This is a genomic window from Aeromicrobium sp. Sec7.5 (assembly GCF_036867135.1).
In the GTDB taxonomy this organism is placed as follows: Bacteria; Actinomycetota; Actinomycetes; order Propionibacteriales; family Nocardioidaceae; genus Aeromicrobium.
Window position 1 is genome coordinate 534,944 of record NZ_JBAJIJ010000002.1, and the last position, 19,720, is coordinate 554,663.

Sequence of the window (19,720 nt, forward strand, 5' to 3'; positions counted from 1 at the left end):
GGATAGGTCAGGTGACGCCGACCCAGGCGAAGAACTCCTCGGCCGTCAGCACGGGCTTGCTGTAGTCGCGGGCCTTGCGCGCCTTGCCCGACTGGGTGCCGATCTCGGCCACCACCAATACGTCACAGCGGGTCTTGGTGACGTTGGCGACCGGCGTCAGCCCTGCCCCGACGGCGAGGCGCTCCATCTCGTCGCGCCCGTACAGGCGACCGGACGGCGACATCGCGGTGCCGGTGAAGCACACGCGCGCGCCGGGCACGAACACCTCGTCGATCAGCGGCACGGCGGCGCCGAGCTCGGCCAGCACGTCGTCGACGAAGCTCGTGCCGAGGTGGGTCTCGACCAGGCGCAGGCGGTCGACCAGCGCGGGTGAAAGTCGCGCCGACTTGGTGGCCACGTTCGCAAGACGGCTCGTGACGGCAGCGGCCGCGACCGCCGAGACCTCGTCGCCCACCCCACCCGGGTCGTCGCCGAGCAGGAGCTGGCTCATCGTGGCGCTGGCGCGAGCGATCGCCGCCAGCGTGGGGTGTCGATCGGCCGCGGGGCCAGGGACGTAGGTGTCGCGAGTGAGGAGATAGGCGGGCTCGACCTCGCCGTCGGGGACGTCGAAGGGCGTGCCGGGCGGAAGGTCGTCGCGCAGGCGTTGGAAGGCCGACATCGCGGCGCGGGCGCGTTCGATCGCGGTGCGCGCCCGGAGGCCCTCGCGCTCGGCCGGAGTCAGTCGGCGCGCGCCGATCTCGACGCCGAGCGGCACGGCCACGACCTGTCGGAGTCGTTTGAGCTCGAAGTCGACCTTGCCCAGCAGCTCGTCGACCCCCACCCCCACCGGCACGGCGCCGGCCAGCAACGGCGCGAGCACGGCCCACGCGGCCGGCAGCGTCGGGGCGAGCAGCACGTCGTCGGCCGAGATGCCGAACGCGGTTCGGGCGTCGGCAAGGTCGCGCTCGGGATTGACCAGGGTGCTGAGCTCGGTGCCGTCGTCGAACACCACGGCCAGCTCGACCGGTCGCGGGCGTGAGAACGTGCCCTCGTCACCCACGAAGGCGACCCCGATCGCGCAGTGCCGTTCGGCCCCCGAGCCCGCCTCAGCCTCCTGCAGGAAGCGAAGGATGCGGCGGTCGGTGCGCAGATGCCTCGGCTCCACGGCGCGCTTGAGCACCAGGCCCGCCATCGACGTGGCCCGGCTCAGCGCGACGTAGACCTGGCCCGTGGCGAACACGCCGCCCGTCAGGTCGACGACCAACCGGTCGAGCGTCTGGCCCTGGCTCTTGTGGATCGTGATCGCCCACGCCAGCTTGAACGGCAGCTGCGTGTACCGGCCCACGACCTCGCGACGCAGCGACCCGCCCTCGACCACGGTCTCGGTGACGTCCCAGGTGTGGGGGCCGAACGTGACGAGCGAGCCTTCGGCCAGCTCGGCGTCGACCTCGATCTCGCCGGTGTGCGGGTCGGGGCGCAGAGCCGTGATGCGGGCCAGGCTGCCGTTGACCCACCGGTCGGCCTGGTCGTTCGACAGCATCATGATCTGCGCGCCCACCTTGACCCGCAGGACGGCGTCGGTGGGCGGGTCGAATCCCGACACGTCGCCGGACTCGACCGCGTGCACCTCGACGAGCTCGCCCTCGAGCCGCTCGAGCCGCTGCCGGTTGCGGGCCGTGACGATCGTGTTCGACGGCGCGAGGGTCAGCCAGAGCTCGTCCTCCGGCGGCTCGAAGTCGGGATCGACGCGGGCGTTGAGCTCGGCCTGCGCGTGCTCGAGCAGCACGCCCTCGCGCACGGCGTTGAGCAGCGACGTGAGGCGGTCGTCGCCGAGCTGGCGGAACACCGTGGTGAGCGCGACGGTCGGGAAGCGCTCACGGTCGAACGCGTGGGCCGAGAAGAAGTACGGCGTCTCGTAGTGGGTCGTGAAGTGCTCGGCCGCGCGGTCCTCGACGACCGGCGGCAGCTGCAGCAGGTCACCCACGAGCACGACCTGCACGCCACCGAACGGCTCCCCCTGGCGCGGGCCGAAGCGTTCGAGTGCCGCCGCGACCATGTCGAACACGTCGGCGCGCACCATCGACGCCTCGTCGATCACGAGCGTCTGGAGCGACCGGATCGTCTTCATGAACCGGCCCGGGCGGTAGGTGCCGGAGCGGACGTCGTCGAGGTGCGTCGTGGACTGGAAGCCGAAGAGGCGGTGGATCGTGTAGCCCTCGACGTTGAGCGCCGCGATGCCCGTGGGCGCCGCCACCACGACGCGGCGGTCGGTGGTCTCCAGGAAGTGGCGGACGAGCGTCGACTTGCCGGTGCCGGCCTTTCCCGTGAGGAAGAGGTGCTCGCCGGCCTCGAGGAGCTCCAGCGCCCGGCGGAAGTCGTCGGTGATCGTCAGCGCCATCCCGGCAACCTACCCACCACGGCGCCCACTCCGGGCACCTGAGCCGACCGAGGTTTCGAGCAGCCCACGGGGGTGCAGACTCCCCGGTGGTTGAGGTGTGAGTGCCGCCTGCGGCGCGAGCCTCGAAACCCTGGTCAGCCGACGGGCTGGGGTACCCCTTTCGAGGCTCGTTCCTCGCACCTCAAGGGGCGGAAAGCCCCGGTGGTTGAGGTGCGAGTGCCGCCTGCGGCGCGAGCCTCGAAACCCTGGTCAGGCGACGGGCTGGGGTACCCTTTCGAGGCTCGTTCCTCGCACCTCAAGGGGCGGAAAGCTCCGGTGGTTGAGGTGCGAGTGCCGCCTGCGGCGCGAGCCTCGAAACCCTGGTCAGGCGACGGGCTGGGGTACCCCTTTCGAGGCTCGTTCCTCGCACCTCAAGGGGCGGAAAGCTCCGGTGGTTGAGGTGCGAGTGCCGCCTGCGGCGCGAGCCTCGAAACCCTGGTCAGGTGTCCTCCCTCGGACGGCCGGCACGCCTGCTCGACAGCTCCGGCAGCAGCTCGAAGTCACCACGCATCAACGCCTCACGCTTGGCCCGTGACCAGCCGTGGATCCTGCGCTCCCAGCCATACGCCTCGCGCACGCTTCCGGTCTCCTGAGCCCAGGCGAGCTCGACCGGCAGCCGCATCCGGGTGTACTCGGCTCCGCGTCCGGCAGCGTGTTGGTCGAGCCGATGCTGCAGGTTGCGGGTGCTGCCGACGTAGTAGGTCCCGTCGGAGCAGCGGAGGATGTAGACGGCAGGCATGGCTGCATGACACCGCAGATCGGCACCGGGTGGTGAGTCGTGTCCACAGGTGGCCAAGGTTTCGAGGCTCGCGCGCCAGAGCGCACTCACACCTCAACCACCGGGGGTGGGGTCAGGCCTGGGGACGACCGGCCCACTCGGGCTGGGAGGCGCGCAGGGCGACGATGAGCTCGAGCCGCTGGGTGGGCTCGTCGAGCACCGTGCCGAAGATGTCGCGGCACTGCTTGAGGCGGTGGTGCACCGTCTGCGGCGGCGCACCCCGATCTCGCGCGCGAGCACGTTGCCGGCCACCCCCCGCTCGAGCCAGGCCAGCAGGGTCGAGGCGAGCTCGCGGCGACGGTGCGGCGTGAGGCGGGCGAGCGGGGCCAGGTGCTTGTCGGCCAGCAGCCGTGCCATGACCGGGTTGCCGCAGATCAGCAGCACACCCAGCAGGTCGGAGAACGGGACGAGTCGGCGCTGGTCGGCCGCGCGACCCTCCCGCAGGAGCGCCGCGGCCCGCCACACCATGGCCGAGGAGTCCTCGAGCTCCGCGCCACTCACGAGCGGACCGACCACGACCTGACCACCGACGACGCGCTCCAGCTCGGCGGGGTCGACCCCCTCCGGCACCAGCACCTCGAAGCAGGAGCGTCCCGGCAGGAGGCGAGCGTCTCCGAGCAGCTCGTGCGGCAGCTCGTCGACGACCGCGACGATCATCCGGACCCGGCCGTCGGCCACGGGAGCGGTGACACCGCCCTGCAGCGCGGCACGCTCGGCCTGATCGCGGTCCTGGCGCACCTCCTCGCGGGCGACCGCCGCGAGGAGCTGGCGGTGCAGGCCGCCGAGGTAGTGCTTGACGTCGCGGCGCAGGCGCAGCATCGGCTCACCGACGACCTGCCCGCGGGTGAACTGGGTCAGCGACCCCATGACGATGTCGTGCACCTGCACGAAGGTGGCGTCGATGTCGCGGCGCGAGACGCCCACCTGGGCGCGAGCGGCGCCGAGCTCGTCCATCAGCTGGGCGGTGGCGCGCAGGGCGATGCGCGGGCGGCACTCGGCGCGCAGGAACTCGTCGAAGCACGCGGCCACGAGGCTGCGGGTGCGCAGGTCGATCGGGGCGTCGGTGACGCGGGAGATGGCGCGGACGATGCGTCCGTGCGCCATGGTGCCCGAGTGGCCGAACGCGGCCGAGACTCCCGTGTGGTCCGGCCGCAACAGCTGGTCTGCCGTCATGGGTCCCCTCCGTCCACGACCTCAAGGGCCGTCAGGTCGACCCGGCCGAGACCGGGTCTGCGTGCGTCGTGGGGGCGACATGGTGATTCAGCCACGAGCACCGAGCCGGGGACAAGCGAATCGGGTGGCCCAGGTGGTGCCAGAAGGATTTCTTGTGACGTGGGTGACAAGAAAACGGTCCAGGTGTCCCGATCTCGTTTCGGTCCCTGTGCAGCCTCGCCGCCCCGGCCTACGGTTCTCGCAGGCACCGAACCACCGTGGGGGCGGCTCGGTGCCGCCTACCCCCGGCTGGTCGCGGGTGGTGTCTGGGGCGTTCGTGTGAGCGTCACCTGCAGGACACCACCCGTGGCTAGCGTCGCGATGATGTTCACCTCTCTCGCCGTGGTCGACGACGGCCCGCTGACCCGCCGCGTCGCCGTGGCCGCCCACGAGCTGGGCGTCGTGACGACGTTCGTCTCGGCCCGCGACCCGCTCGGCGACGCGCTCGACGCGGGAGCCGACGCGATCCACCTCCTCGACGCCGACGCGGCGACGCAGCTGACGGTGGCCCGCGGCTGCCTCGCGATGGGGCTGCGGTTCGTGGGCGCCTCGGTGGAGGCGCTCGCCGCAGTCGTCGACCCGGAGCGGTGGAAGGCCGTGGCCGCCGACGCCGGCATCGCGGTGACCGACCCGGGCGACGGACGCCGCATCGACGTCCAGCTGCTCGCCGACCTCGGCGGAGAGGTCGTGCACCTGCGCGAGCGCGAGGTGACCGGCGGCGACGACGCCGTCGTCATGGCGCCCGCGCCACGACTCGCCACAGCCGTGCGCCACGGGCTGTGCCGGGAGGCCGTGCGGCTCGTCGAGAAGCTGGGGCTCGCGGGCGCGGTCACGGTGCGGTTCGAGGTCGACGGTGATGCGTTCGCCGCCGTCGCCGTGCTGCCCGGTCTGCAGCTCGGGCACACCGCGACGGAGGAGGTCACGAACCTCGACCTCGTGCAGGCCCAGCTGCACCTGGCCCACGGGGCCCGCTTGGTCGATCTCGGGCTCACGCAGGAGTCGATCATCGTGCGCGGCTACGCGATCCAGTGCCGCGTCACGGCCGACTCCGGGCGCCCCGGGACGCGGTGGCAGGTGCCGGGCGGTCCGGGCGTGCGCATCGACGGGGACCACCACCGCTCGACCTCGCGCCTCGTCGCGGCGCTCACCTTCCGTGGCCGCGACCTCGTGCACACGATGCGCCGCACCCGCCGGGCGCTGACCGAGCTCGAGGTCAACGGCACGACCAACGTCCCCGAGCTCCACCACGCCCTGACCAGGCACGGCTGAGGGCGCAGCCCCGCCCCTTGAGGTGCGACGAGGAACGAGGAGCCTCGAAAGGGGTACCGCCACCCACCACCTGACCACGGTTTCGAGGCTCGCGCCGCAGGCGGCACTCACACCTCAACCACCGGGGGCGCGGACGCAGCCCCGCCCCTCAAAAGGGGTACCGCCCACCCACCACCTGACCACGGTTTCGAGGCTCGCGCCGCAGGCGGCACTCACACCTCAACCACCGGGGGATCCGTCCGCCCCTTGAGGTGCGACGAGGAACGAGGAGCCTCGAAAGGGGTACCTCAGCCCCCAAGCGTGACCGAGGCTTCGAGGCTCGTCGCTGGCGCTCCTCACACCTCAACCACCGGTGGTTGGTCGTAGGGTGGGCACCACGGCAACGGCGCCGGTTCCCGATCCTGCTCCGGAGGCCCCGTTGAACGACTCGACCGAGGACCAGCTGCACCACGACGTCCGACGCGTCGCCGACCTGCTCGGCGAGACCCTCGTCCGCCAAGAGGGAGCCGAGCTGCTCGAGCTCGTGGAGCGCGTCCGCTCGCTCGCGGGCACCAGCACCGAGTCGGGCGAGGCCGACGACCGGGCCGCCGCGCGCGCCGAGGTGAGCACGCTGCTCGACGAGCAGCCCGCGCACACCGTCGCCGCGCTCGTGCGCGCGTTCAGCGTGTACTTCAACCTCGCCAACATGGCCGAGCAGGTCGCCCGCATGCGCGAGGTCGAGGCCCGGCCGTACGGCGAGGGCTGGCTCGACGAGGCGATCGCCGACATCGTCGACCAGCAGGGTCCGGAGGCCCTCGCGGAGGCGATCGAGGCGCTCAACGTCCGCACCGTCTTCACGGCCCACCCCACCGAGGTGAGCCGTCGCTCGACGCTGACCAAGCTGCGCCGGATCGCCGACATCCTGGCCGAGCCCACGGTCGACGAGGGTCCGCTGCGACGACGCCAGGACGCCAACCTGTCGCAGCTCATCGACCTGGTGTGGCAGACCGATCCGGTGCGCCGCAACAAGCCGACGCCGCTCGACGAGGCGCGGCACGCGGTGTACTACCTCGGCGACATCCTCACCGAGACGATGCCGGCGCTGTCGGCCGATCTCGCCGACAGCCTGGCCGACCACGGCGTCCGCCCCTCGGCCACGACCCGGCCCCTGACCTTCGGCTCCTGGATCGGTGGCGACCGCGACGGCAACCCCAACGTCACGCCCGAGGTGACGCGCGAGGTGCTGCGCCTGCAGAACCGCGTGGCCACCCGGCTCGTGCTCGCGAGCCTCGACGTCGTGATCCGCGAGCTGTCGATCTCGGCCGACCTCGTGGGCGCGAGCGAGGAGCTCATGGCGTCGCTCGAGACCGACCGCGAGGCCCTGCCCGACCTCGACCCGCGGGTGCTGACGGTCAACGCCGCCGAGCCCTACCGCCTGAAGCTCTCGTGCATGCGGCTCAAGGTGGAGCACACCGCGCAGCGGATCGTCGCCGGCCGTCCGCATCGGCCCGGCCACGACTACGCCGACCGGGCCGAGATCCTGGCCGACCTCGCCCTGCTCGACGCCTCGCTGCGCGCGCACGGCGGCGAGATCATCGCCGACCGCATGCTCGCCGACACCGTGCGCACCGTCTCGCTCGTCGGCATCCACCTGGCGAGCCTCGACATCCGCGAGCACGCCGACGCGCACCACCACGCCGTGGCCCAGCTCGTCGACCGCGTGGGCGAGCAGCCCGGGCCGTACGCCGAGCTCGACCGCGCCGCACGGCTCACGCTGCTCTCGACCGAGCTCGCGTCGCGGCGCCCGCTCAGCCCGCAGCCACCCGTGCTCGACGAGGACGGGGCGAAGACCTACGGCGTGCTCGAGGTCGTGCGCGAGCTGCACGCGACCTACGGGCCCGAGGTCGTCGAGACCTACATCGTCTCGATGACGACCGGCGCCGACGACCTGCTCGCCCTGGTGGTGCTCGCCCGCGAGGCCGGTCTGGTCGAGCTGCACGGCGCCGAACCCTTCTCCCGGCTCGACTTCGCGCCGCTGCTGGAGACGATCGAGGAGATCCGCCGCGCCGGCACCGTGCTCGACGAGCTGCTGAGCGACCCGAGCTACCGCCAGGTCGTGGCGCTGCGCGGTGACGTGCAGGAGGTCATGCTCGGCTACTCCGACTCCAACAAGGCCGGCGGCATCACGACGAGCCAGTGGGAACTGCACCAGGCCCAGCGGGCGCTGCGCGACGTCGCGGCCCGGCACGGCGTGCGACTGCGGCTGTTCCACGGCCGCGGCGGCACGGTCGGTCGCGGTGGCGGACCCACGTACGACGCGATCCTCGCCCAGCCGTTCGGCGTGCTCACGGGCGACATCAAGTTCACCGAGCAGGGCGAGGTCATCAGCGACAAGTACGCCCTGCCGGTGCTGGCGCGCGAGAACCTCGAGCTGTCGATGGCGGCCGTGCTGACCGCCTCGACGCTGCACACGAAGGCGCGACAGGGCCCGGACCAGCTCGCCGAGTGGGACGCCACGATGGAGCTCGTCAGCGACTCCGCCTACGCGGCCTACCGCAAGCTCGTGGAGGACCCGAGCCTGTTCGACTACTTCGTGCACTCGACGCCGGTCGAGCAGCTGGGCGACCTCAACATCGGCTCGCGGCCGTCGAAGCGTCCGGGCCAGGGCGGCGACATCACGGCGCTGCGCGCGATCCCGTGGGTCTTCGGGTGGACGCAGTCGCGCCAGGTCGTGCCCGGCTGGTTCGGCGTGGGCAGCGGGCTGCGCGCGGCGCGGAAGGCCGGCCACGGCGACCGCCTGAAGGAGATGCTGACCGACTGGCACTTCTTCGCGACGTTCATGTCCAACGTCGAGATGACGCTGGCCAAGACCGACCTCGACATCGCGGGCCACTACGTCTCCGAGCTCGTGCCCACCGAGCTGCAGCCACTGTTCGACGTGATCCGCGCCGAGCACTCCGTGACCGTCGAGGAGGTGCTGCGGATCACCGGCTCGAAGCGACTCCTCGACCACCAGCCGGCGCTGCGCCGCACGCTGGAGGTGCGCGACGCCTACCTCCAGCCGCTGTCGTACGCCCAGGTCGACCTCCTGGCCCGTTCGCGCAAGGACCCGGACTCGATGGACGACGCCCTCCGCCGGGCGCTGCTCATGACGGTCAACGGCATCGCCGCCGGCCTCCGCAATACCGGCTGACCTCGAACACCCTCGACCTCCCCAGATTTGCGCCGAGTTGCGCAGAACCCGTGGCGCGATTTCGCACAACTCAGCGCAAATCTGGGTCGGGCGGGTGGGGGGCTACGATGCGCGGGTGATCTGGCTCGCGGTGCTGCTCGGCCTCTTCGTGGCCAGCACGATCGGGCTCGGCGTCGTCACGATCGTGATGCGGGCCGGGCTGCGCAACGCTCGCGAGGCGATCGCGCAGCTCGAGGAGCAGCGGCTCATCGTGTCGGCTCCCCCGAACCGTCGACGTCCGCCGCGGGCGCTGCGCCGCGCGTCGCACGCCGTCAAGGCCGTCGCCGAGACCGCCGACCTGCTCCGCACGCACGGTATGCAGGCCCTCGTGGCGAGCTCGATCGAGGACCTCACCGAGTGGCTGCGCGCGGACCGCGCCGTCGTGGAGCGCGCCACCGCGCCGGACGGCACCGTCACGATGTTCTTCTCCGACATCGAGAGCTCGACCGAGCTCAACGTGGCCCTGGGTGACCGCGCCTTCGTCAAGGTGCTCGCCCGGCACGACGAGGTCATGCGCTCGACGATCCAGCAGCACCACGGCGAGGTCGTGAAGACCCAGGGCGACGGCTTCATGGTCGTGTTCCGCTGGCCCGCCGACGCGCTGCGCGCCGCGCTCGACGTCCAGGACCGGCTCGCGGCCGACCGCGGGCGCCTGCGCACCCACGCCGTGCGCGTGCGGATCGGCGTGCACCGCGGCGCGGTCGTGGCGCGTGACGGTGACTACTTCGGACGCAACGTCGCGCTCGCCGCGCGGGTCGCGTCGGAGGCCTCCGGCGGCGAGGTGCTCGTGAGCAACGACCTGCGCGAGGCACTCATCGACTCCACCGAGTTCGTCTTCGACGACGTGCGCGAAGCGCGGCTCAAGGGCTTCGCGACGATCGAGCAGCTCTGGCGCGTCGCCCCCTCCCCCGACGATCGGTAGGCCCCCGCCACCGTCACCCGACCGAGGTTTCGAGGCTCGCGCCGCAGGCGGCACTCACACCTCAACCACCGGTGGTCACCACGTGCCGAGCGAAGCGAGGCTGAGCCGCCTGCCACTCGCTCTAGCGAGTTGCAGAAGCGAGCGCGAGGAACGAGCGCGCCGGCTCAACCAGCGGGAGTGCCCTCAGAACTGGCCTGACTTCGCCACGGTGTAGGAGACGCTCGAGGTGTCGCCGATCTCACCGACGTTGACCAGCACGGTCCAGGTCCCGTCGTCGTAGCCCGCGGTCGCGAAACCCTGGCCACTGGAGTCCAGCGACGACGTGAACCCGGCGTCCTCCAGGAGACCCTTGGCCTCGTCGTACACCTCCGCCACGGACCCGTCGACCTCCAGCGTGACCGAGAAGCCGGCGCTGCCGTCCTGGTCGACCGCCACACCTTGGACGATCGTGCCCTCGACGATCGGGACGTCGTCCTCCGGGAACCCGTCGGGCAGCTCGGCGGAGGTGCTGAAGCTGTTGCCCTCGCCGTCGTCGAGCGAGACCTGCCCCTCGTCCTGATCGATCGTGACGTCGCCGTCGGACGTGGGGATGGTGACTCCGTCGGATCCACAGGCGGACGAGACGAACAGGGCGAGGCCGATCACGACGACGGCCGACCAGCGGCGGATGGGGTTCACGAGGCTTCCTCTCGACAGGGGGCTCCAGACAAGTCGCTGCGCCACCCCGGCGCCTTGAGCAACTTCTACTCAGGACCCTTCACCGCGCCCCGCCCGTGAGGATCCGGGCGGAATACACCTGCCAGGACGCATCGTCCGCCGCTACCGTCCCCTCATGGACCTGAGCGGACGCCGCAGTCTTCGGACCTCCGTGCTCGAGGCCGTGCGGACCGGGCGCCCTGTCGTGGTGGTGGGGCCCGCCGGTTCCGGGCGCACCCGGCTCGCCGAGGACGTCGTGGAGGCGCTGGCCCAGGAGATGCGATCGGTACACCTCGTGCGCGGCGGCGACGCGGTCGCCGGGGTTCCCCTGGCACCGGTGGCGCCGCTGCTGGCCGACGTCGGTCTCGCGGGCGCTGACGCCCTCGGGGTCTACTCCCGACTCCCCGCGATCCTGCGCGAGCGTCGTGCCGTGCTGGTCGTCGACGACGTGGCCGACCTGGACCGCGCCACCGGGGTCCTGCTGGGACAGGCTGCCCGCGCCGAGGTCGCGGTCGTGCTGGTCTGCCGGGACCCCGCCGACATCAGCCGATCGGTCCGCGACGAGCTGGCGGCTCGGCGCTCCGTGACCGTCTCCGTCACGCCACTGGCACCCGACGACGTCCTGGCCCTGGCCTCGAGCGTGGTCGGTGACGAGCTCGCGTCGGCGTCCGCGGCCCAGCTCATCGGCCTGTGCGAGGGAAGTCCAGCGCTCGTCGTCGATCTCCTGCGGGCGTCGACGAACGCCGCGGGTCCCGCCGGGGTCGACCTGGTCGACCTCCGCCCCGGCCACCGGTCCCGGGCCGCGGCGCACGAACGCCTGACGGACCTCAGCGACGCCGCTCGGGGTGTGCTTCGCGACGTCAGCGTGGCCGGAGCCCTTCCCGAGGACGCGCTCGACCCGACGGGACTCCACGAGCTCCGGGTCGCTGGCCACGTGACGGTCGGCGAGGGCGTGCGCCCGACGCGGCGCCTCGACGCCCTGGTGCTCACCGCCGACCTGCCACCGACCGAGCTCGCCGACTCCCGCCGGCGCCTCGGTCTCGCCCTCCGTGCGCACCCCGAGTGGCTGCCGACCTCGACACTCCTGCTCCTCGCGAGCGGCGGCACGGTCGACGCCGAGACCGTCGTCCGGGCCGCCGAGGCGTGCCTCGCCACCGGGGACGCCGACCGCGCCGCTGAGATCGTCCGTGGCCTGCTGGGCGAGGACACCCCGCGGACCAGTCTGCTCCGCGGGCGCATCGCCTCCGCCCGCGGCGAGCTGGACGAGGCAGCGGCCTGCTTCGCGGCCGCCACCGACGAGACGACCCTCGACGATGCTGCACGGCGACAGCTGGGCCAGGAGCTCGGCCTGCTGCACGCCGTGCGACGCATGGACCCGGCGACGGCCGTGACCGAGGTGACCGGTCTGCTGGGGCACATCACCGATCCCGACGAGCGACGCGTCCTGGAGGCCGATCTCGTGAAGTGGCGGTTGATGGCCGGGCAGGAGACACCCGGCCTGGCCTCGGACCCCGGAGTCACGGCGCGAGCGCGACTGACCGAGGCCGTGATCGCCGCCATGATCGGGTCGATGGACGGCACTGCCGCGCAGGTGAGGTCGGCGGTCTCGGCCGGTCGCGCCTGCCTGCCGGACGTGCCGGACGTCGAGCCATGGGTGGCCGACCTGCTGAGCCTGTCGGACTACCTGGGGCGCGCCTTCGACGGGGACGTCCTCGCCGCCGAGGCCGAGGCCCTGGCCCACCGCGACGCGGCAGCATCGACGGCCTCACCGGCGCTCGGCATGTGGGAGTACGCCGCGGCCGAGACCGCGCTGCACCGGGGGGAGGCCCGCCAGATGGACACGCTCGCCCGGCGCGCCGTGCGACACCTGGCGTGGCGGGACTTCACGGGCCTGCGACCCACGGCTGCGGCACTCGTCGCCGTGGCGCACGCGCGGGCCGGACGCAGCTCCGCCGCCGCGCAGGTGGTCGCGGCCCTCACCGAGCCACAGCGGCTCGATCCGAAGGTGGCCCTGCACGTTGCTCGGGTGGACGCCGAGTCGCTGCTGCGCGCCGGCGACCCCTCCGCCGCGGCCACGGCGCTGACCCAGGCTGCAGTGTCGGCGGCCGGCCAGATGCACCGCCAGCTCGCGATCATGGCTCTCGACGAGGCCGTCATGATCGAGCCGACGCCGCAACGCGTCGACCAGCTCGCCCAGCTCGCCGTCGCAGGCGGGCCGAGTGGGCTCGGGCAGCTGCTCGCGGCGCGAGCCGGCGCGCTCCTGGAGGGCTCGACCGACCGGCTCGAGGAGTGGGTCGACCGACTTCTGGCCATCGGCTTCGTGGGTCGCGCCTCCCACGTCGCCGGCGTGATCGCTCGACAGCTCGGCGCTGCCGGAACCCCGGACGAGGCGCGCGCGTGGCGTCAGCGGGCGGTGCTCCTGGGCTCGGACCACGGGGCCGCACGCTGGCCGGTCGTCGACGGCATCCGTGCGCTCACGCCGCGCGAGCTGGACGTCGCTCGCCTGGCCGCCGGGCGTGCTCGCAGCCGGGAGATCGCCGAACGGCTCGGGCTGTCGGTGCGCACCGTCGACAACCACCTCGCTCGCGTGTACCGCAAGCTCGGCGTCTCGGGTCGTGACGACCTGCGGGAGGCGCTCGTGCTCGAGGGGGAACTGCCGCTCACGCAGGTGTGAGTAGTCGCTACTCACGGGGTCACCGCTCGGATCTGGCCATCCTGAGCGCACCCGATCTCGAGGAGCTCCCGTGAAGACGTCCGCCCCGAGCGCGCTCGCCGCGCTCGCCCTCTGCCTGTCAGCCTGCGGCGGCGATGACTCGACCGAGGCCTCGTCGAGCGGTGCTGACACCACCACCGCGCCGTCGCAGGAGTCCGCGAGCTCCGGCGAGGACGCGGACTGGCAGGACGAGAGCGACCCAGCGCTGCGCACCCAGGGCTGCCTGGTGGGCGAGTTCGTGCTCGACGACGACGTCTGGGTCACCGGCATCGGCGACGTGCTGACGGCGTCGGACCTCTCCGGCGTCCAGGTCGACGTGACCGGACGCGTGACGGTGACGCTCGAGTCCGACGGCGGCTACGTCGTCACCGGCGAGGACCAGCGCACGACCTCGAGCGGATCGAGCCCTGGCGGCCAGCTGCTCTGGTTCATGACGTTCGACGGCTCTGAGTCCGGCACCTGGGAGTCCACGGCTTCCGCGCTGACGCTGACCGCGGGCGACGGAGGTCGGCTGGCGGCCGACCAGGAGATCAGCATCGACGGCAACCCGCTGCCGACGGACATGCTGCCCGTCAGTGGCAGCCCGTGGTCCGACACCCTCACCGTCACGTGCGACACCGACGGGTTCGTCACCAACCCGGCCGACGACCCCGAGGCGCCCGACGTGGCCTTCCGCCGCGTCGGCTGACCCCGCCGCCCCGACCCGATCCTCTTTTCGAACGGACCCCTCATGACCCAGCGCCCCGCCCGCCTCCGAGGACTCGTCGGCGTCGCCTCCACCACCGTCGTGGGGCTCGCGCTGAGCGCTCAGCCCGCAGGCGCCGACGACGTCGCGGACTGGGCCACGCTCAGCACGGGCTTCGCCGCGTGCGCTCCGGCCGCTCTCGGGACGACCCTCACCGCCGACATCGACTCCGGCGGGGCCGACCTGGTGATCCCCAGCGGCTGTGATGCACGGATCGACCTCGCGGGCCACGAGCTCCGTGTCCAGAGCGTGCGCATCGCGAGCGGGACCCAGTTCACGCTCACCGACTCCAGTCCCGGCAACGCCGGGCAGCTGCACGCCGACGCGCGCTCCTCGACCGATCCGCTCGCCGGGGTCGACGTCCTCGGCACGTTCTACGTCGACGACGCGCGGGTCACCGCCTTCGGCAGCGAGCACGGATCCGGCATCGGAGCGGGGACCACGCACAACTCCGGCCTGATCATCGTCGACCGCGGCACGATCACGGCCACGGGCGGGGACTCCGGCGCGGGGATCGGGCCGCGCTTGGACGGCGTGGGTGGCCGCATCGAGCTGCTCGGCGCGACGGTCACCGCGAACGGCGGGGGCGGACATCCCGGGGTCGGGGGCCGCTACGGCCCCGCGATCATGATCGAGAGCACGAGTTTGAACGCGACCGGGGGCGTGAACGGCAGCGGCATCCAGGGCCCGCTCAGCGTCAACGACTCGGTCGTCGTCGCCCACGGCGGACGCGACGGCGCCGGAATCGGCGGCAGCAATCCGAACGGGACGGCGTGGGACGTCCAGATCCTGGGCCCGGAGCTCGGAGGGTTCGGACCGTCCACCGTCACCGCTGTCGGTGGGGACCGCGCGTCCGGCATCGGCGGGGGCAGCGACAGCCCCGGTGGGACCCTCGTCGTCGGCACCGGCGGCAACGTCGTCCACGCCACGGGCGGCGCCGGCGCCACGGCCATCGGTGGTGGGCTGGACGGGATCGGCGGAGAGATCGCGATCCTGGCCGGCAGCACAGTCACCGCGATCGGCGGAGCCGGATCGCCGTCGGTGCTCGGATCGGCCTGGCCCGAGGGCCCCTTCGGCATCCTCGAGGTCGCCGGGACGCTCCACCTTCCGCAGGGACAGCTGCTGCTCCCGCGGAGCGACGACGACGTGCCCGGCGTCCCGCACGTCCTGGTCGAGCACGGCGGTCGCATCCTTGGCACCGAGGCCGACCCGACCACGGGCGCCCAGCTCGTCGGGGACGGGTGGATCGAGAACCAGGGCGTTATCGCCCTCACCGAGGACCTCGTGCTGGGCGGCAACACGATCGAGGTCACGACGAACAACTTCGACGTCCGCTTCGACGCCGCCGGAGGCACGCCGGTAGCGAGCACGCGGGTCTTCGCGCCGACGTGGGACACCGGCTACCGCGGGCCCCTGCCCACCTCGAGCCGCACCGGGTTCACGTTCAGCGGGTGGCTGACCGCTGCCGGTCCGCTCACCGCCGACGCTGCGCTGGCCCCCTTGGCCAGCTCCCCCGTGCTCGCCACGGCCCAGTGGTCGCGGGGCACCGGCCCCGCCGCCGGGACGTCCGGCAACGGCGTGGGCCACGGCAGCTCGCCGGGCGCCGCCACGCTTCCCGTGGTCGGCGCCGCTCCGAACCTGATCGGAATCGTCGTCGCCCTCCTGGCCGCCGGCGCCGGCGGCGTGCTCCTGCGCCGGCGTGGCACCACCCACTCCGTCTCCTGATCCTCGACCCACCGCGAAAGGCACCACCATGACCCGTACGCTCCAACGCACGACCCTCGGCATCGCCGCTGCCCTGACCGCGCTCGTCCTCGCCGGGTGCGGAGGTGACGACGACGCGGGGGGTGGCTCATCGCCCCAGTCCGGGACCGGGTCTGGCGGCGACTCGGGATCCGACACTGCTTCCCTCTCCGACGTCGAGATCGGACTGGACACCCTGGGGTACGCGATCGAGGCGGCGATGGGCAACGTCGACGGCTACGAGGTCGACGGCTCGACCCTGCGGATCCAGATCAACGATGACTACGACGAGTACCTGTCGTCGGAGTGCCTGATCATCGAGACGGTCGCCGGGTCGACCGGCCTGCCGCCGGATGCCGAGGTCGAGCTCGAGTACGACGACGGCACCACCACGAGCTGCGACGTCTAGGAGTACCGCGACCCGTCAGGTGACCCAGGTTTCGAGGCTCGTCGCCGAGGGCTCCTCGCACCTCAACCACCGGGAGCGGGCGAAGCCCCGCCCCTTGAGGTGCGACGAGGAACGAGGAGCCTCGAAAGGGGTACCGCGACCCATCAGGTGACCCAGGTTTCGAGGCTCGTCGCCGAGGGCTCCTCGCACCTCAACTACCGGTGGTTGAGGTGCGAACGCCCTCTGGGGCGTGAGCCTCGAAGCCTTCCCGGCGTGACCGACTCGATCAGCCGACCGAGGAGCGGCTGGCTAGTTGATCTGGCGGCCGGTGTCCTTCCAGAACTCCTGACGGAGCTTGAACTTCTGGAGCTTGCCGGTGGCGGTGCGCACGAGCTCCTCGCGGAACTCGATGCGCTTGGGGCACTTGTAGCCGGCGAGGTGCTGACGGCAGTGCGTGATGAGATCCTCCTGCGAGGGGGCGTCGACGTCCGGGTCGAGCACCACCAAGGCGGTGACCATCTCGCCCCACTTCTCGTCGGGGATGCCGATGACCGCGACCTCGCGCACCGCGTCGTGCGACATCAGCGCGTCCTCGACCTCGATCGAGGAGACGTTCTCGCCGCCGGTGATGATGACGTCCTTCTTGCGGTCGGCGATCGTGACGTAGCCGTCCTCGAACGTGCCGCCGTCGCCGGTGTGGAACCAGCCACCCTTCTGCGCCTCCTCGGTGGCCTCGGGGTTCTCCCAGTACGACGCGAGGTTGTGGTTGGACTGCGCGAGCACCTCGCCGGTCTCGTCGACCATGACCCGCACGCCCACGGCGGGAGCTCCAGCACGACCCAGGAGGCGGGCCTGCTCGGTGGCCTCCAGGTCGTCCCACTCCTCGCGCATGCGCGACATCGTGAGCAGCGGGGAGGTCTCGGTGAGGCCGTAGATCTGGATGAACTCCCAGCCCAGCTCCTCGCGGACCCGCTCGATCGTGCGCGTGGGCGGCGGGGCACCGGCGACGATGATGCGCACGGTGTCGCGGCCGGGGATCTCGCCGTCCCAGTCCTTCGCGGCATCCAGGGCGGCGGCCACCACGGCCGGGGCCGCGCAGAGGTACGTGACGCCGTGCTCCTGGATGCGGCGCAGGATCTCGCCACCGTCGATCTGCCGGATCACGACGTGCTTCACCCCCATTCCGGTCGCGGCGAACGGGTGGCCCCAGCCGTTGGCGGGGAACATCGGCAGGGTGTGGAGGTAGACGTCGCGATCGTTGACGCTGGCCTGCCACCCGAAGACCGTGGCGTTGAGCCAGTTGTTGCGGTGCGTGAGCTGCACGCCCTTGGGCCGGGCGGTGGTGCCCGACGTGTAGTTGATCGTGGCGGTCGCGTTCTCCTTCTCCACGGCGTCGGCCTCCCACGGCTGCGGATCCGCCTTCGAGCCCCAGATCTTGTCGTCGTCCTCGCCGAGCACGAAGACGTGGTCGACCCCGCTCTGGCCAACACGGAGCTCGTCCTTGAGGTGGCGCAGGTCGGGATCGACCATCACGACCTGGGCTCCGGAGTGCTCCACGATGTACTGGATCTCGGCCACGGCGAGGCGGAAGTTGACCGGCACGAGCACCCGACCCCAGCCGGAGACGCCGTAGAACGAGCACAGCATGCGGGCCGAGTTCTGCGAGACGATCGCGACGCGCCCGCCGACCGGCACCCCGAGCTCGTCGAGCGTGGCCGCCTGCGCGCGGGCGCGCCGGCCGAGCTCGGCATACGTGATCTCGCCCCACGAATCCGCCGGCTGCACCGGCTCGTCGACCACCGCGATCCGGTCGGGGTAGACCGTGACGGCACGGTCGAGGAAGTCACTGATCGTCAAGGGGTAGAACACGGGCACCTCCGGGAGTGGCGTGGCTCACGTCATTCCTATCCTGCCGACGGCTGCCTGCACGTTGCAGCCCAACCCTCAGTCCAGTTCGGTGAGCGGGTGCGGGACTGCACCGAGCGGTCGGTACGGTGCGGGGCATGTCCTGGGAGACGATCTTCAGCAGCAATCTCGACGCCGACGACGCCGCGGCGTACGGGAACCTGGTCCGCAACCTCCGGGACGCGCAGGACCTCGTGGCGTCGATGCGCTTCGATCGCGAGACGGTCGACGCGCTCGCCGACGACCTCGCGGAGTGGACCAAGCGCCTGGCGCCCCTGTCCGGGCCCGAGACCGAGCAGACCAACGGCCGCGTCCCCAGCCTGCCGGTCCGCGGACAGGCGATGGTGCCCGAGTTCCGGGTGTCCTCCGCCGGCGGCGGGCGCGTCGACGGCACCGTGACGTTCGGCCGCTGGTTCATGGGCGGCGGCATGGCGGCCCATGGCGGAGCGGTGGCGCTGCTGTTCGACGAGGCGCTCGGCATCCTCGCCTCGGCCAGTGCCAAGGCGATCACGCGCACGGCCTACCTGAACACCGACTTCCGCGCCCTCACGCCGATCGACACCGAGCTGGCCGTCTCCGCGTGGATCGACCGCGTGGAGGACCGCAAGATCTTCGTGCGCGGCGAGATCCGCCACGGATCGACCGTGTGCGCGGAGGCCGACGCCCTCTTCCTGCGGCTGCGCCCCGACCAGGGCCTCGGCCGCCGCACGGACGGCTGACACCGAGAGGCGGTGAGCAGGCAACCTCACCGCTTGGTCAAAAGGTTGCTGGCCCACCGCCCTGAGGGGGCAGCGGTGAGCAGGCAACCTTCAGCAGGGTGCGAGAGGTTGCTGGCTCACCGCTCCCCGGGTCAGCCCTGGTTCTGGGGCGGGAGCTCGGCGATGATCGGGTGGTCGAGATCGATCACACCGAGCTTGGCCGCGCCGCCGGGCGAGCCGAGCTCGTCGAAGAAGTGCACGTTGGCGTCGTAGTACGAGGCCCACTCCTGGGGAGTGTCGTCCTCGTAGAAGATCGCCTCCGGCGGGCAGACCGGCTCGCACGCACCACAGTCGACGCACTCGTCGGGGTGGATGTAGAGCATGCGCTTGCCCTCGTAGATGCAGTCGACCGGACACTCGTCGACGCAGGCGCGATCCTTCACGTCCACGCACGGCTGGGCGATCACGTAGGTCATCGGGGTCGATCCTCTCGATCGATCGCGGGCCCGACCGCGCGGTAGGCGCGGTCGAGGTGCAGCAGCGGCTCGGCCGGCGGGCCGATCCTGGTGGTCGCGACGTCGACCAGCACGAGGGTCGACCCCACGATCGGGACGGTCTGGCGGACGGGACCGACCAGACTCACGACGGCGTCAGGCAGTAGGGGCGGCGAGTCGGCGGCCACGACCCAGCCCTGCTCGGGCGTGAAGCGCGGGGCACCGCTGCGCGCGAACGCGTCAGCCAGCGGCGACCGATCCAGCGGCAGCACATGCACCGCCACCTCGGAGGCCGCCAGAAGTGCTCCGGCCGACCGAGTGGCCGTGGAGACCGAGAACGAGACGACCGGCGGCTCGGCCGAGACCGACGCGAGGCTCGACACCGTCAGGCCCACCGGGCCGGCCGGGGTCATGGCCGTCACGATCGCCACACCCGACGGGTACAGGCGGAAGGCCTGCCGCAGCCAGGCGGCTCCGGGCGCGGGCGCCCTCACGTGTGTCACCTCGTCCATGTGCCCCGACGTTAGGAC

15 protein-coding genes are annotated in these 19,720 nt (G+C 72.0%); 8 read left to right on the plus strand and 7 right to left on the minus strand.

All coding sequences use genetic code 11. The annotated features are described in order from the left end of the window. Positions 1-7: 7 nt before the first annotated feature. From V6S66_RS15920 to V6S66_RS17075, 3 genes are all read right to left on the minus strand, one after another. Positions 8-2,377: an AAA family ATPase gene (locus tag V6S66_RS15920; RefSeq protein ID WP_334207766.1), complete on the minus strand. Its 2,370-nt coding sequence runs from the start codon at positions 2,375-2,377 to the stop codon at positions 8-10. A 478-nt stretch (positions 2,378-2,855) separates the two neighbouring features. Then, complete coding sequence (locus V6S66_RS15925; RefSeq protein ID WP_334207767.1) at positions 2,856-3,155, minus strand: GIY-YIG nuclease family protein; 300 nt, start codon at positions 3,153-3,155, stop codon at positions 2,856-2,858. 112 nt (positions 3,156-3,267) lie between these two features. After that, the gene (locus V6S66_RS17075; protein WP_442885951.1) at positions 3,268-3,657 is read right to left on the minus strand and encodes a helix-turn-helix domain-containing protein; all 390 of its coding nucleotides are present in this window, start codon (positions 3,655-3,657) and stop codon (positions 3,268-3,270) included. A gap of 1,073 nt (positions 3,658-4,730) precedes the next feature. Between V6S66_RS17075 and V6S66_RS15935 the strand changes: the two genes are divergently transcribed. The 3 genes from V6S66_RS15935 (at position 4,731) to V6S66_RS15945 (ending at position 9,808) form a co-directional block, all read left to right on the plus strand. Beyond that, a complete protein-coding gene (locus V6S66_RS15935) occupies positions 4,731-5,675 on the plus strand; it encodes an ATP-binding protein (protein WP_334207769.1) in 945 nt (314 codons plus the stop codon). A gap of 367 nt (positions 5,676-6,042) precedes the next feature. Continuing rightward, positions 6,043-8,847 carry a phosphoenolpyruvate carboxylase gene (ppc, locus tag V6S66_RS15940; protein ID WP_334207770.1) on the plus strand — a complete coding sequence of 935 codons (2,805 nt, stop codon included), beginning with the start codon at positions 6,043-6,045 and terminating at the stop codon, positions 8,845-8,847. 115 nt (positions 8,848-8,962) lie between these two features. After that, the gene (locus V6S66_RS15945) at positions 8,963-9,808 is read left to right on the plus strand and encodes an adenylate/guanylate cyclase domain-containing protein (protein WP_334207771.1); all 846 of its coding nucleotides are present in this window, start codon (positions 8,963-8,965) and stop codon (positions 9,806-9,808) included. Positions 9,809-9,991: 183 nt separating this feature from the next. Here the strand turns inward: V6S66_RS15945 and V6S66_RS15950 are convergent, their stop codons facing one another. Further along, on the minus strand, positions 9,992-10,486 hold the full coding sequence (locus V6S66_RS15950) for a hypothetical protein (protein ID WP_334207772.1): 495 nt from the start codon (positions 10,484-10,486) through the stop codon (positions 9,992-9,994). Between the two features lie 154 nt (positions 10,487-10,640). Here V6S66_RS15950 and V6S66_RS15955 point away from each other — a divergent pair, with 154 nt between their 5' ends. The 4 genes from V6S66_RS15955 (at position 10,641) to V6S66_RS15970 (ending at position 16,114) form a co-directional block, all read left to right on the plus strand. Next, the gene (locus V6S66_RS15955) at positions 10,641-13,178 is read left to right on the plus strand and encodes a LuxR C-terminal-related transcriptional regulator (RefSeq protein WP_334207773.1); all 2,538 of its coding nucleotides are present in this window, start codon (positions 10,641-10,643) and stop codon (positions 13,176-13,178) included. A gap of 70 nt (positions 13,179-13,248) precedes the next feature. Continuing rightward, positions 13,249-13,905: a hypothetical protein gene (locus tag V6S66_RS15960; protein ID WP_334207774.1), complete on the plus strand. Its 657-nt coding sequence runs from the start codon at positions 13,249-13,251 to the stop codon at positions 13,903-13,905. Positions 13,906-13,947: 42 nt separating this feature from the next. After that, positions 13,948-15,687: a hypothetical protein gene (locus V6S66_RS15965; protein ID WP_334207775.1), complete on the plus strand. Its 1,740-nt coding sequence runs from the start codon at positions 13,948-13,950 to the stop codon at positions 15,685-15,687. A 28-nt stretch (positions 15,688-15,715) separates the two neighbouring features. Further along, positions 15,716-16,114: a hypothetical protein gene (locus tag V6S66_RS15970; protein WP_334207776.1), complete on the plus strand. Its 399-nt coding sequence runs from the start codon at positions 15,716-15,718 to the stop codon at positions 16,112-16,114. Between the two features lie 288 nt (positions 16,115-16,402). Here V6S66_RS15970 and V6S66_RS15975 read toward each other — a convergent pair whose 3' ends face one another. Next, complete coding sequence (locus V6S66_RS15975; protein WP_334207777.1) at positions 16,403-17,962, minus strand: AMP-binding protein; 1,560 nt, start codon at positions 17,960-17,962, stop codon at positions 16,403-16,405. 134 nt (positions 17,963-18,096) lie between these two features. On the opposite strand from V6S66_RS15975, the gene V6S66_RS15980 reads away from it, so the two are divergent. After that, a complete protein-coding gene (locus V6S66_RS15980; protein WP_334207778.1) occupies positions 18,097-18,717 on the plus strand; it encodes a hotdog domain-containing protein in 621 nt (206 codons plus the stop codon). A gap of 131 nt (positions 18,718-18,848) precedes the next feature. On the opposite strand, the gene fdxA is transcribed toward V6S66_RS15980, so the two are convergent. Further along, positions 18,849-19,172, minus strand: coding sequence for a ferredoxin (gene fdxA, locus V6S66_RS15985; RefSeq protein WP_334207779.1), 324 nt, complete (start codon positions 19,170-19,172; stop codon positions 18,849-18,851). Beyond that, positions 19,169-19,684, minus strand: coding sequence for a flavin reductase family protein (locus V6S66_RS15990; protein ID WP_334207780.1), 516 nt, complete (start codon positions 19,682-19,684; stop codon positions 19,169-19,171). The genes fdxA and V6S66_RS15990 overlap by 4 nt, the downstream gene beginning before the upstream one ends. Positions 19,685-19,720 lie beyond the last annotated feature (36 nt).